13 protein-coding genes are annotated in these 12,562 nt (G+C 52.1%); 7 read left to right on the top strand and 6 right to left on the bottom strand.

Annotated elements, in window-relative coordinates:
• Positions 1–300, top strand: a 300-nt coding sequence (locus tag H6F43_RS06800) for a hypothetical protein (protein ID WP_206754544.1), incomplete at its 5' end; no start/stop codon positions are given.
• A gap of 134 nt (positions 301–434) precedes the next feature.
• Here the strand turns inward: H6F43_RS06800 and H6F43_RS06795 are convergent.
• Positions 435–1,307, bottom strand: coding sequence for a carbonic anhydrase (locus H6F43_RS06795; protein WP_190341925.1), 873 nt, complete (start codon positions 1,305–1,307; stop codon positions 435–437).
• Positions 1,308–1,574: 267 nt separating this feature from the next.
• Here H6F43_RS06795 and H6F43_RS06790 point away from each other — a divergent pair, with 267 nt between their 5' ends.
• Together H6F43_RS06790 and H6F43_RS06785 are read left to right on the top strand one after the other, a co-directional pair.
• Positions 1,575–1,826, top strand: coding sequence for a hypothetical protein (locus H6F43_RS06790; RefSeq protein WP_190341923.1), 252 nt, complete (start codon positions 1,575–1,577; stop codon positions 1,824–1,826).
• Positions 1,827–1,922: 96 nt separating this feature from the next.
• Entirely contained in the window at positions 1,923–2,435 is a 513-nt protein-coding gene (locus H6F43_RS06785; RefSeq protein ID WP_190341921.1) for a peptidoglycan-binding protein, read from the top strand.
• An 89-nt stretch (positions 2,436–2,524) separates the two neighbouring features.
• Here the strand turns inward: H6F43_RS06785 and H6F43_RS06780 are convergent, their stop codons facing one another.
• The 3 genes from H6F43_RS06780 to H6F43_RS06770 are packed head-to-tail and all read right to left on the bottom strand — an operon-like array spanning position 2,525 to position 3,988.
• Positions 2,525–3,070 (bottom strand): Spy/CpxP family protein refolding chaperone, encoded by a 546-nt coding sequence (locus H6F43_RS06780; RefSeq protein ID WP_190341919.1) that lies wholly within the window; start codon positions 3,068–3,070, stop codon positions 2,525–2,527.
• 19 nt (positions 3,071–3,089) lie between these two features.
• Positions 3,090–3,422, bottom strand: coding sequence for a hypothetical protein (locus H6F43_RS06775; protein WP_190341917.1), 333 nt, complete (start codon positions 3,420–3,422; stop codon positions 3,090–3,092).
• Positions 3,419–3,988, bottom strand: coding sequence for a sigma-70 family RNA polymerase sigma factor (locus H6F43_RS06770; RefSeq protein ID WP_347272379.1), 570 nt, complete (start codon positions 3,986–3,988; stop codon positions 3,419–3,421). The genes H6F43_RS06775 and H6F43_RS06770 overlap by 4 nt, the downstream gene beginning before the upstream one ends.
• A 206-nt stretch (positions 3,989–4,194) precedes the next feature.
• On the opposite strand from H6F43_RS06770, the gene H6F43_RS06765 reads away from it, so the two are divergent.
• The 3 genes from H6F43_RS06765 to H6F43_RS06755 all read left to right on the top strand — a co-directional run bounded on the left by H6F43_RS06765 (position 4,195) and on the right by H6F43_RS06755 (position 7,877).
• Positions 4,195–5,112, top strand: coding sequence for an SDR family oxidoreductase (locus tag H6F43_RS06765; protein WP_190341915.1), 918 nt, complete (start codon positions 4,195–4,197; stop codon positions 5,110–5,112).
• A 286-nt stretch (positions 5,113–5,398) separates the two neighbouring features.
• The gene (locus H6F43_RS06760) at positions 5,399–6,385 is read left to right on the top strand and encodes a sugar transferase (protein ID WP_190341933.1); all 987 of its coding nucleotides are present in this window, start codon (positions 5,399–5,401) and stop codon (positions 6,383–6,385) included.
• A gap of 265 nt (positions 6,386–6,650) precedes the next feature.
• Positions 6,651–7,877: a glycosyltransferase gene (locus H6F43_RS06755; RefSeq protein ID WP_190341913.1), complete on the top strand. Its 1,227-nt coding sequence runs from the start codon at positions 6,651–6,653 to the stop codon at positions 7,875–7,877.
• Between the two features lie 304 nt (positions 7,878–8,181).
• Here H6F43_RS06755 and H6F43_RS06750 read toward each other — a convergent pair whose 3' ends face one another.
• Positions 8,182–9,465: a DEAD/DEAH box helicase gene (locus H6F43_RS06750; RefSeq protein ID WP_190341911.1), complete on the bottom strand. Its 1,284-nt coding sequence runs from the start codon at positions 9,463–9,465 to the stop codon at positions 8,182–8,184.
• Between the two features lie 534 nt (positions 9,466–9,999).
• Between H6F43_RS06750 and H6F43_RS06745 the strand changes: the two genes are divergently transcribed.
• A complete protein-coding gene (locus H6F43_RS06745) occupies positions 10,000–10,680 on the top strand; it encodes a pyridoxamine 5'-phosphate oxidase family protein (RefSeq protein ID WP_190341909.1) in 681 nt (226 codons plus the stop codon).
• On the opposite strand, the gene H6F43_RS06740 is transcribed toward H6F43_RS06745, so the two are convergent.
• Complete coding sequence (locus H6F43_RS06740) at positions 10,677–12,221, bottom strand: PLP-dependent aminotransferase family protein (protein ID WP_190341907.1); 1,545 nt, start codon at positions 12,219–12,221, stop codon at positions 10,677–10,679. The two genes, H6F43_RS06745 and H6F43_RS06740, sit on opposite strands and share 4 nt — an antisense overlap.
• Positions 12,222–12,562: the final 341 nt, after the last annotated feature.

The following is a 12,562-nucleotide window of genomic DNA, read 5'->3' as shown; positions in this document are numbered from 1 at the left end:
GGTGATGGAGGCATAGCGGTCTTGCCTGCTGAGCTGCTGGCGGGGGTTGATCGTCCATCGGAGGGTCGCACAAAAGCGCCTGCTGGAGACGATTCACTCGCCGACGTGACCCGGCTCCGAGGTGAGCTAGCACCACTGTCAGAGGCAATTAGGTTAGACGTTGTTGTCGCGTCTGAGATAGACGCCGACACTGGCGGAAGGGCAGCAGTTAAGGCAACCAGTAATGCCAGACGAACAACAGAGGAATCCTTCTTTGGCAGCATCGTAGTGGGGCAACCAAACCAATTCGGCTGGCGTTAAATTTCGCAAAGAATGTGCCAATTATACAGCCCTCACCTTTGAGAAGGGTGTAGCAGACTGAATAAATATAGTAACTCGGCAGCTCTAAGGCTTGAATTCCGCTGCACTAGCGTTTGGGCAGGGAACGATCGTGCCTATGGGTTTCTCGCTGCCGACCCACGATAAATTCGCTCTGCCTGCTCTGGAGACAGCCAGGTGGCCCCTAAGCTGTGTGAAGCTCCGTTGTTTGTGGATTCCGTGCTTACCGTTGCAGAATGGGTCAATTGAACAGGGGCGAGCTGTTCAGAATCCAGAGGTGGCGGAAGTTCGCAGGCAACCGGAGGAGCGTTTGTCGTAATGAACTGCTTAGGTAGAGATTTGCCGTTTAAGTCATGAAGCGCAAGCTGGGTCTGTGGTGGCACATAAGAATGCGTCATGGGATCGTATGCCAACACTTCACCCGTTTCGATGTGATACACCCAACCGTAAATCTGAAGCTTGCCCTGGTACAGCCGAGAATGCACGACTGGATAGGTTCTGAGGTTTTCGATTTGGGTGAGGACGTTTTCAGCAATCGTAATTTCCAAGAGTTCTTCGTTGCTGAAGGTGTCCCTGTAGTTCTCGTTTACCAGTCGGCGGGTAGCTTCAGCGTGCTTCAGCCAGTTGTACACCTGCGGCATTTCTTCTTCCAGCGTACTCAGCTTCAGTAACCCTTTCATTGCGCCGCAGTGAGAGTGACCGCAGACGATAATCTGCTCAATTCCCAGTGCGTGGATCGCGTATTCAACAGCGGCTCCCTCACCGCCGTTAGCCGCCCCATAGGGTGGAATAATGTTGCCTGCGTTGCGAATGACAAACAGTTCTCCGAGATCTGATTGCGTAATCAAGTTTGGAGCCAGTCGGGAATCAGAGCAGGTGATGAACAAAACCTTTGGCTTTTGCCCTTGGGAGAGGTGCTCCATCAAATCTCGGTGGCTTGAGACATAGGTACTTCTGAATTTTCCCAGCCCTCTAATCAATTCCTTCATTTTCGGAGCCTTCCCTTCGACGATCGCTGATCTCTGATTCTCCCTCAAATTCATTCAGTTTGCTCAAACGGTTAATCGCGCTTGCTGAACGGAGTCATCAGATGCAGCAATCGCTTCCCCACGTTTTAGCCAAACGTGCTTCTTCCAGGGCTAGCTGACATCCGCGCTCACATCCGTACAGTGACCTTTGCCCCGGACTCAATAGCAGACGACTAACGGCTAAATCACTGACAGAATTACACTAATAAAAAATCAATCTAGACGCGAATGGCAAAGCACACGCAAGCACACCTGACACGCACCGTCGAAAGTAACAAACCCGCCGTCATGAAGGACATGACCAAGCGCCAGATGGAATACTATATGGGCGCAAAGCTGCTGGAGCTTGGAGTTAACCCCAAATCTGCTATCTACCGCTGGGTTACAGAAGTCAAGGGAACCCGCGACGTGTTCACGTACAGCGCCTACTGGGGAGACTCGAAGGACCAACTGCTTCAGCAGGAACAATCGCAGCGCTAACGGTATCTTTGACGACTTGTCAGCCTAAGAGGTGCGCGATACGTTAAGGATGCTGAAGCGTGAGCGATCGCAAATGAATCCACGTCATGGAAAGCAATGAGCGAACATCCACGACTCAGTGAAGCTGCTCTAATAGGTCCAGTTGTGCGTCCGTGGGACACTGGAGCCGCTGTTGCTGAAGTGCAAGAACTCCTCCAGGCTCACGGCTTTGATTTACGAGTGGATGGCAGCTACGGCTGGATCACCGAGACTGCTGTGATGTCTTACCAGCGAGAGCACGGATGCAGAATCGATGGGGTTGTGGGTCCCAAAACGTGGGCAGCGCTTAAGGCTTCAGTAAAAGCAGGCACTCGCACGCTGCGGCAGGGACACTCAGGGTTCGATGTCTTTGAACTGCAAGGCCTACTGCAAATTCATGGCTACCCCGTTCCAAGAGATGGCATCTTTGCTAAGGAAACCAAGCAAGCGGTAACGACATTTCAGGAGAAGCACCGATTGCGCTGTAGCGGCATCGTGGATTCGACTACCTGGACAGCGCTGAGAGGCAGACCCTTGTCGCAGTCGTCGCCTAGGCAGCGATGGCTTCTTGATCCCCGCAAGTGGTGGTAGCGCGATGCAGAGTATTCAGGCGATCGCCGACCTGCACTTGAGCCATGACTACGATCTCAAACGATCGCAACGGACTGCGCGTCAAAGCGTCAAAAGTCAGTTGACCCTGAGCGATCGCTGACACGATCGGATTGGCGATCCTTGAACTGCCTGCGCTTCTGCATCGAATCGGCAAATTTGCGTCGCTGCTCCAGCGTCAGAACTTCTCGCACTGCCAGCATGCTGTCGAACTGAGTGTCAGCCAGCTGTTGCCGCGCCACCTTTAACTGGTTATATTTTTGCCGGACCTGCTCCGTTGATGCCTCTCCTGCCATCAAGCTTCGTAGCTCTTGTTGGGTTTGCTTCATCGCTTGCCGCTGCTGAGCAAGCGGGTCACGGTACTGGCTGCGAATCACCCGGACTTTCTGCAACTGATCCGCAGTCAGATTTAGGTTTTTCAGTAAGTCGCCTCCACGATCGAACTTATCCGGTGAAGGCGCAGGCTCGGTTCGCGCCACGGACTGCGATGGCGCTTGCACCGACTCAGAGGGCAGCATTTGGGCGATCGGTGAAGAATAAAAGGATTTTGCAGCCGCTACAGCTCCACCGAGGGCGACAAAGACAGCGACAATAATAGCAATGCGACGGCGAGGCATGGTAGGAGTGGGGAAGCGGTTAGCGAGTGTTGGAATCGGTAATCAGAGTCCAATCGATGTCAGAGCTTTCGTTGACGGTGTCCTGCCAAGTCCCCTGCATAAAGCCTTCTAGGCTAGCAAGTTCGGCAGACGTGGGAGTGGTGGGCGACCACAGATGGTAGCCAAGCAGTCCAGCGACTAAGGTTGCGGCGATCGCAGCCGGAAACCACGCCCGCTCACGACGGCGAATCGGAATCGGAGCGGGAGCGATCGCGCTCAGAATCCGGTCCTCTAAGTCCGGCGAAGCGGACGGTGGCTCAGAGCGATACCGTCGCAGAAACTCCACAAGCTGGTCGTCATCGGGCTGGTTCATAACTGAACTCCTTCGGTCTGTAAAAACTGGCGCAGTGCGGCGCGGGCATGAAATAGGCGAGACTTAACCGTGCCTACAGGAATCCCCAGCACCTCAGCCACCTCTTTTTGTGGGATCTCTTCAAGATCATGTAGCACCAAAATCGTGCGGTGATCATCGCTCAGATGTGCTAACCCGCGCTGAACAAGATCCTGATAGTGCAGCTTCAGCACATCGGGCGCGTCTTGCTGCACGGGAGCGTGACGGGTGATCACCTGCATTCGAGTCCGCCCTTGGGCACTCGCCTGCCGCTGGTCCGACGCCACATTCCAAGCAATCCGGTAGAGCCACGTCGAAAACTGAGCAGTTTGGCGAAATTTGGGTAGTCCTTTCCAGGCGCGTAAAAACACCTCCTGGACGAGATCATCCAACATCGCCGCATCACAACGCTGATAGAGAATCGCTCTTACCCGCTGCTGATGCCGCCGGTAAAGATGACGAAAGCTCTGCGGATCGCCTTGGAGGCACCGCTGTACCAGATCGTGATCCGTTTCATCTGCGGGACGATCGCGAAACGCAATTGGCACCACTAACACCGAGAAGCCCACTCAATCGATTGTGATCAGTAAGACTGGAGCCGTGCACAAAAGGTTCAGTTTCAGACGATCGACCTGCCCAGGTAAAATTGCAGATAGCCGCATTTGTCAAGGACGTACACCCTCAGGCTACTTCTAACTGACCCCAACCGTACTGCACTCCACTGAGAAACGCTACATTTACCTTTTGCCCAACCATGCCTTACCCTCTCTCTCTTGCCGAACAGGTTGTCCTAATTACAGGTGCATCGACTGGAATTGGTGCAGCGCTCGCGCGCGTCCTCGCAGAGCACTTCTCAGGAATTCGGCTAATTCTGGCAGCCCGAAGCGTGGAAAAGCTAGAGGCAGTAGCGACCCACTGCCGCCAAGCTGGAGCGGAGGTGCTGGCTGTTCCTACAGACATGACGCAGCCCGATCAGGTAAAAGCGCTGGCAGAAAAAGCACTGGCGCAGTTTGGACGAGTGGACAGCTTAGTCAACAATGCTGGCTACGGTCAGATGGGACCTGTAGAACTACTGCCGCTGGATGCGTGTCATCGCCAGTTTCAGGTCAATGTGCTGGGCGCGATCTGTCTGACCCAAGCGCTGATTCCCGCAATGCGCAATCAAGGAGGCGGACGAATTGTAAATGTCAGTTCGCTTGCTGGACGCCTTGCCTTTCCCTTCGGCGGACTGTACAGCGCCTCTAAATTTGCGTTGGAATCGCTGAGTGACACGCTGCGAATGGAACTAGAACCATTCAATATTCAAGTTAGCGTGATCGAACCCGGTCCCGTCAGCACTGACTTTTTTGGCGTTGTAGCAAAGGAAGTCGAGCAAACGGTTGCCAACCCCGAAGCGACTCCCTACCGCGCCGCTTTCCAAAAACTCGAAAACCTGGAGCAGCAAACCCGCGCTAACGCTTGGACTTCTGAGCGGGTAGCCGGGGTGATCGTGCGATCGTTGACTGCCCGACGGCCCCACCCGCGCTACATTGCCGCTACGGGTGGAGAAATCTTGGTGTTCATGATGACGAAAATATTACCGAGAAAACTCGTAGATCGCTTCTGGCAGCGCTTTTACGGCATCGATCGCGTTGCTCGAGACTGGAAAACAACCCTTCAGCCTCCGAAGTAAGCGCTGCGCCCTACTCTCGATCGACCAGCTTCCAAGTCCCAGTTGCCCGAATTCATCATTTCTACAAACTGCTGTTAGCCTCTGCAACAGTTATGTGAACTCTATAGGTGACTTCCTGACAAACTCCAGAAAATCATGTTCAGTAATTTAACTAAGACGCTCTCAGTAGCTTAGTTGATATACCAGGGTGGTCTGGAGTTCCGAAGTCATTGCCGTGTACTTAACCAAACTTGATACCGTGGCTGAATCTCAAGAGAACGTCGGTCAAGCGACTATCCTGAACCACATGTGCCTGATTCCGATGCCCGCTGCTTTCACTGTGGTTCAAGCGGTCAACTTCAAGCACGACTTTCAGCAAGCCTGTCAGAGCAATCCTGAACTGACAACAGCCGTTTTTGATTTCCGCCAAACAACCTTCATGGACAGTAGCGGGATTGGTGCCCTAGTTGGCTGCTGGAAAGTCGCAAAGAAGCAGGGTATTCAGTTGATTCTGCGCAACGTTTCGTACCAGGTTGAAAGCATTCTGGCACTTGCGGACCTCGACAAGCTGTTTGTAATTGAGAAACCAGAGCCTCTACTTGAGTCTCCAGCTGCACCAAATTTGGCTACCCATTCACCCGCGCCAGCAAAGGTTGCTCTATCGTTCGAGCCGTCGTTCGTCACCCATCCGTCTGTTCAGTCCAAGGCGAAGCGATGCATAGATGTTCTCGGTGCGCTGATCGGATTGACAATTACTGGCGTGCTGTTTGTGCCGATTGTCCTCGCTATCAAACTTGACAGCCCAGGTCCAATTTTCTTTGGTCAAGTCCGCTGTTCTTGGATGGGTCGCCGCTTCCGCATGTGGAAATTTCGCTCAATGGTGACGGATGCGGAGCAGAAAAAACATTTAGTCAAGAATGAAGCGAGTGGAGCACTGTTCAAAAGCTCGAACGACCCGCGTATTACTCGTGTGGGGCGCTTTCTCCGCAAAACCAGCCTTGATGAGCTACCGCAGTTTTGGAACGTGCTTAAAGGCGAGATGAGTCTGGTTGGCACCCGTCCGCCTACACCCGATGAGGTCGAACGCTACGAAATTCCTCAATGGCAGCGACTAGATATTAAACCGGGTATGACTGGCGAATGGCAGGTAAATGGACGATCGGCGGTCAAGAGCTTTGAAGATGTTGTGCGTTTAGATCTGCGGTATCAGGAAAACTGGACCCTAATGTATGACGTCAAGCTCATCCTAAAAACAATTTGGGTGATCTTCGATCGGAATTCTGGGGCGATGTAGGAGTACTCAATGAATCGATAGGGTGCTCTGTTTCATGACCTTAGTCCGTTAGATCGTGAAGCACGCGCACGTGCTGTTGAAATTTGGGCAACCCTGTAAATTCACCGAGTTACAATCATTGGCTGAGCGTCTAAGCTATGTTCAACTATCAGGTTACTGCACTGAAGCTTTATTAGTTTGAGTGTAGTTTTTGCTATTTTTGCCTAAACTGGCGTGAATTGTTGAAGCTTTCCAATTGATAAAGTCAGGGTTAGGAACGATCGCAATGTCTAATCGTCTCACAATACTTCCTACACTTAGAATTAAAACGCTTCCAAACAATCAAATCATTATTACTCGAAAGTTTGTAGAAGCTATCCTTCTTTATAAGAAGCTTTGGTCTGGATCTGTGCAGGTCTTGCTAGAAGAAACAACAGGTTATATTGAGGACGTTGATAAACAAACGATTCAAATTACAGATTTACCATTTGAATTAAGTGTTGTTTCTTACGACGATAAGAATCTAATTAATTATCTTGAGAAATCTACAGTTTTAGCATCTGCTAGCTATCGACAAAATCACATTAGCCAACTTTGTCAAACGGCTTTAGCTCCCTGTGTTTACACTGCTGAGTACACGTTGAGAACTCGACGACAAATCGTCGATGTCACAACCAGCAACATTCTTTTACGGCTGCGAAGACGACTGTGGGAAGAGAATCAAGAACGATCGCAGCAAAAAGCAATTGCTCTGGCTAATGGAGTTCACTGCAATGGGGTTCCAATTTACGAAGAGTATCGATCGCTCAATCAAAACTGTCTACTGTTTTTCGATACTCGAATTACTGAAGATCTACTGGCTACTGAGGATGATATTGACCAGCGAACCCAATGCTGGTCACAAAATACTCCTTTGCGTTTGTTGTTCTCAGGACGGTTGACTTTAATGAAGGGAGCCGATCATCTGCTTGAGGTTGCTCAGGAACTAGAACGATTAGGCGTAAACTTCAAATTATTTATTAGCGGTTCTGGTGCACTAGAGAATGCAATGGAGCAGCGCATTCAGGAGAATGGCTTGAGCGATCGTGTCACGATGATGGGCGTCCCCAACTTCAGAACAGAGTTTTTACCTTTCGTAAAATCCAACATTGATCTATTTGTTTGTTGCCATCGTCAAGGTGATCCCTCTTGTACCTATATTGAAACGATGTCCTGTGGAGTGCCGATCGTAGGGTACGCGAACGAGGCATTTGAAGGAATGGTAGAGTATTCCAACGCTGGCTGGCTCGTTGAGATAGATCAACCAAAGCTTTTAGCCGCCAAGATTTTTGAATTAGACCGCTGTCGCAACAGCATAAAATCAATGTCGTATGCATCACTCAAGTTTGCTCGAACTCATACTTTCAATCAGACATTTCAAGCGCGAGTTCAGCATTTACAAACTGTTGCGACTAAAACTAATCAAGCTTATAACCCTTCTCTCGGCCTAGAAGCAGGTTTAGTGCCAGAGTAGCTGCTGGCGAAACCAGACTGGACAGTGTACAAGGAGATGAAGCTGCAAGTAAATTTTGCAGTTAGAAACTTAGACAGCGCATTACAAAGACGGGAAGTTGCAGACAGGCTGCTCGTTGACTGATAAAACTTCGGAAGACCTCTTCCCCAACCCCTCTCCGGCGCGGAAAAGAGACAGGACAGGTTGATGCACCGAATGTTCGAGCTTAGCAAAACGGACCTACTTTGAAGATTCAGTAGCCCTGAATCTTCAAAGTAGGTCCATCTAAATACTTGCCAATCTCTGCTAGGCAACAACAGGCAGTTTAGGCACGGAGCGGCTTTCGATCGCGCGTCCCTGATGCTGTCGGTTTTTTACTGCGGTTGGACGTAGGCTGCGGCTTCGTTCGGTTGCTGCGACCTTGACCCGATCGCTTACGATTCGGTTGATCCGGCTCCGTTTCGCTGGTAGCGGTAGGCTCATAGCCTGGAGTCACGTCTCTAGCAAGGGTCTGATTGAGCAATCGTTCGATGTTCTCTAGAAGCGAATACTCCTCTCCACTGACCAGAGAAACGGCGCATCCTCCGTTACCTGCACGACCTGTGCGACCAATGCGATGCACGTAGTCTTCGGGCACATTGGGCAGCTCAAAGTTCACAACATGAGGAAGCTGATCGATGTCTAGACCGCGAGATGCCACATCCGTTGCAACTAAAACCCGCACTTTTCCCTGCTTAAACTCGCTCAGAGCACGAGTGCGTGCTGCCTGGGTTTTGTTACCGTGAATTGCGGTGGTTTTTAGCCCATCTTTCGCAAGCTGCTCGGCTAGGCGGTTCGCGCCGTGTTTTGTGCGAGTAAAGACTAGCACTTGCTTCCAGTTGTGGAATCCGATCATGTAAGAAAGCAGTTCGCGCTTGCGATCGCGATCCACAAGATGAACCACCTGCTCTACCTGCTCAGCAGCCGTATTGCGGCGGGCAACTTCAATCAGAGTCGGAGATTTTAGCAGGGTGTTGGCAAGCTGCTGAATCGGTTTAGAAAAAGTAGCGGAAAACATCAGCGTTTGCCGGGACGAGGGCAGCACTGCCAGAATCTTGCGGATGTCGTGAATGAAGCCCATGTCCAACATGCGATCGCATTCATCCAGCACCAATATCTCGACCTGCGAGAGATCCAGGGTTTTTTGCCCCAGGTGATCTAGCAGCCGACCGGGTGTAGCAATCAGAATATCAACCCCGCGTCGCAGGGCTTGAATTTGCGGTCCAATGCCAACACCGCCATAGACGACTGCCGAGGTGAGGGAGAGGTATTTGCCATAGGTTTTGACACTATCGCCGACTTGAGCTGCCAGTTCGCGAGTCGGAGCGAGAATGAGGGCGCGAGGCGTGCGTCGGTTCTGCTTGCTGGGGTTAGCCGTGCTGAGGCGATGTAGTAGGGGCAACGTAAAGCCAGCTGTCTTACCAGTTCCAGTTTGAGCACTGGCAAAAATGTCTTGCCCTTGCAAAATAGCGGGAATTGCCTGCTGCTGAATGGGGGTTGCCTCAGTGTAGCCCTCCTCAGCAACAGCGCGAAGCAGGTCGGTCGAAAGACCGAGGTTGCGAAATGTCATGGATGCAATTGCTCCTAGTGGTGCCCCTACCCCAAATCAAATTCCTGGGACCAGTCTAAGAGCAGTAAACTTGTGATTCAGTGGGATAGCTCGTATGAGCGACTTCCAATGCGCCAGCGACAGACCGGAATGTGCTGGCAGGCATTCATCCTAACAGAAATAAGAGCAACGCATCTGGGCGAGGTCAAATTTTCCTCGCAGGGCTTCGTGTGTTCGCAGTCTTACAACATAGACAGGTGACGTGCAGCGAGAATTTCTGTGGCGTCCCTTGTTGACTGGCAAAACGGTTGCTGAAATCGCTGGAGACCTCTCCCTAACCCTCTCCTACGAGGAGAGGGAATTAGAAGTTTGTCTGACGCCCCTTTCCGTGTCGGAGAGGGATTGGGGGAGAGGTCGTCCGAAGTTTTGTCAGTCAACCAGGTGCCGTCCTGTAAATGGATCAGTGGTTGAGCTTAAAAATGGTACTTGCGGGTCACGAGCTAGAATCGCTACCTTAGCGGCAATCTGCTTATTACAAGAAATGGAGGTTGCTAGATGCCGTCAACCGAGAAGCCTGTAGAGTCTCTAGCTCCAACAGCACGCACAACCCTAAAGCGGTTGCCGAAGCGGGGAATGTACGATCGCTCCAACGTGTACGAGATTTTAGATGAAGGAGTTGTGTGCCACGTTGGATTTAGCGTTGACCAACAGCCATATGTGATTCCTACAGCCTATGGTCGATCAGGAGACTGCCTTTACATTCATGGCTCTCCGGCAAGTAGGATGCTGCGATCGCTTCAGGACGGCATTGAAGTCTGTGTAACCGTGACGCTACTCGATGGCTTGGTGCTGGCTCGATCAGCATTTCACCACTCAATGAACTACCGCTCCGTGGTGGTCTTCGGCACGGCAACGCTGGTGGAAGATTCTGCTCATAAGCTGGAGGCGCTGCGATCGTTTACGGAACACATTATGCCGGGGCGGTGGCAAGAGGTGCGTCAGCCGTCGCCCCAAGAGCTTGCCGGAACGTTGGTGCTTGCTCTGCCACTCGAAGAGGCATCGGCAAAGATTCGCACCGGTCCTCCGATCGACGATGCAGACGATTACGCGCTGCCTGTTTGGGCAGGTGTGGTGCCTCTAAACCTTGCGCCGCTGGCTCCAATCCCCGATCCTCAGCTACCAGAGACGATCGCGCTACCAGAGTACATCCAGCACTACCGCAAATCCTCTAACTAGCAGGCCGTGATGGAGAACGCGTTCTCCATCACGGCTGTTGGCTCTGAGACTGCCTTGCCTCCAGTCTGCATGGATCGCAGCACCCGCTCTAAGTCGTGGACTGCCTGACGAATGCTGTCTGGGCTAAACGCGGCGTATCCCAACACTAATCCTGCTTGTGCTGAGGGTTCCAGACGATACGAGGACACTGGCAGAGCCATAATCTCGTGCTGAGCTAAGCGCTGCGAGACGAGGCGATCGTCCTGTCCGTCTGGTAGCCAGCCAACCAGATGCATCCCCGTTTCGCTGGGGCGCACGTCGATTACGTCCGTAAGGGACTGTGCGGCTGCCACCAAGGCAGCTTGCCGTTCTGCATACAGCAATTTCATTCGGCAGAGGTGTCGGGTGAAGTGTCCCTCTGCCATGAAGTCCGCCAGTACCGCTTGTTCCAGTAAGGGTGAGTGGCGATCGATGACGGCACGGGCAGCGGCAAACGCCTCCACCAGTTCCGGTGGCACAACTAGATAGCCGAGCCGCAGCGAGGGAAACAGCACTTTACTAAACGTACCCATATAAATTACGCGCCCGGTGGTGTCTAGCCCTTGCAGCGCCGTCAGAGGCTGTCCTGCATAGCGGTATTCACTGTCATAGTCGTCTTCCAAAATCCAGGCTCCGGCTTGAGCGGCCCATTGCAGCAGCGCCCATCGCCGCGTCAAACTCAGGGTGGCTCCCAGCGGAAACTGATGCGATGGAGTCACGTAAACTAACTTGGCGTTTGGGCTTCGAGCCATCCCGGATTCGACGTCTAAACCGTGCTCGTCTACTGGCACAGGCACCAAATTTGCTCCTGCTCCTGACAGCACCGTTCTAGCTCCCAGATATCCTGGGTCTTCAATCCAGGCATCCTCTCCAGGATCGAGCAGCACTCTAGCTGCAATGTCTAACGCCTGCTGAGAGCCGGACACGATAATGACTTGCTCTGCGGTACACGACATGGCTCTAGTCATGCGTAGATGCTCTGCAATCCGCTCCCGCAGCGGACGATAGCCGCAGGGATCGCCGTAGCGGAATAAATCAAGCTGGGGATAGCGCCAGTGCTGCGTCAGCAGTTTACACCACACCTCGGTGGGAAAGGCATCAAGTGCAGGCAAGCCCACCCGAAACGCACGCGGTTGATCGGGATGATGACGCAGAATAATTTCTCGCATTTCCAGCAGCTTTTTTGCCTGCTGCGACACATTGCAGGGAGTGCACAAAGGCGAGAAGGGTGTCCGATCGCGCTCCGGTACCTCCACGACCTGAGCCACATAGGTTCCGGCTCCCACTTTGCCCTCGATGTAGCCTTCAGAGAAAAGCTGGTCGAAGGCGGCTGTAACCGTGTTGCGAGAAATGCCTAGCCGCGTCGCTAAATCGCGAGTGGACGGAAGTCGCATGCCGATCGCAAACTGCCCTGACACAATCGCCTGACGAATCTGATCGTGAAGTTGCACATAGAGCGGAACAGAAGACGAGTGGTCTAAATTGACTGCTGCGAGCGGCAATGTTGCTGCAAATTTCGCCATACGAAGGAGCCCTTGCATTTACCACGTCTTAACCATTGCAAAAATTGGCCCCACTGAATGTATTCAAAATGGCACTTTTGTTAGAGCCACTTCACCAATAGGATGAATGCCATCGTTCAGCGTCTCGTTTACACGATCGTCTTTAATACCAATTTGTAATTCGTAGTTCGTAATACTCACTGCGCGAGAAGCAAGCTACGTAATTGCAGAAACTCGATTCTGTCTACGTTTTAGTGATTTGATCTGTCGCTGAAATTTAGAGAATTGGTATAAGCCGATGTGAACTAACGCTGAGCGATCGTCGATTGACGGCTGTTCAATTTGCTATAAGCGGTGGTGCC

This window comes from Leptolyngbya sp. FACHB-36, from assembly GCF_014695955.1.
Taxonomy (GTDB): Bacteria; Cyanobacteriota; Cyanobacteriia; order Leptolyngbyales; family Leptolyngbyaceae; genus FACHB-36.
The sequence above is the reverse complement of the archived record's forward strand: the minus strand, read 5'-3'. Positions and strand labels throughout refer to the sequence as shown.

Bases quoted from the DNA above. Each gene is read 5' to 3' on its own strand.
- H6F43_RS06785 (WP_190341921.1), top strand. From the start codon at position 1,923: ATGAGCGAACATCCACGACTCAGTGAAGCTGCTCTAATAGGTCCAGTT.
- H6F43_RS06755 (WP_190341913.1), top strand. From the start codon at position 6,651: ATGTCTAATCGTCTCACAATACTTCCTACACTTAGAATTAAAACGCTT.
- H6F43_RS06775 (WP_190341917.1), bottom strand. From the start codon at position 3,422: ATGAACCAGCCCGATGACGACCAGCTTGTGGAGTTTCTGCGACGGTAT.
- H6F43_RS06765 (WP_190341915.1), top strand. From the start codon at position 4,195: ATGCCTTACCCTCTCTCTCTTGCCGAACAGGTTGTCCTAATTACAGGT.
- H6F43_RS06780 (WP_190341919.1), bottom strand. From the start codon at position 3,070: ATGCCTCGCCGTCGCATTGCTATTATTGTCGCTGTCTTTGTCGCCCTC.
- H6F43_RS06795 (WP_190341925.1), bottom strand. From the start codon at position 1,307: ATGAAGGAATTGATTAGAGGGCTGGGAAAATTCAGAAGTACCTATGTC.
- H6F43_RS06750 (WP_190341911.1), bottom strand. From the start codon at position 9,465: ATGACATTTCGCAACCTCGGTCTTTCGACCGACCTGCTTCGCGCTGTT.
- H6F43_RS06760 (WP_190341933.1), top strand. From the start codon at position 5,399: ATGTGCCTGATTCCGATGCCCGCTGCTTTCACTGTGGTTCAAGCGGTC.
- H6F43_RS06790 (WP_190341923.1), top strand. From the start codon at position 1,575: ATGGCAAAGCACACGCAAGCACACCTGACACGCACCGTCGAAAGTAAC.
- H6F43_RS06740 (WP_190341907.1), bottom strand. From the start codon at position 12,221: ATGGCGAAATTTGCAGCAACATTGCCGCTCGCAGCAGTCAATTTAGAC.
- H6F43_RS06745 (WP_190341909.1), top strand. From the start codon at position 10,000: ATGCCGTCAACCGAGAAGCCTGTAGAGTCTCTAGCTCCAACAGCACGC.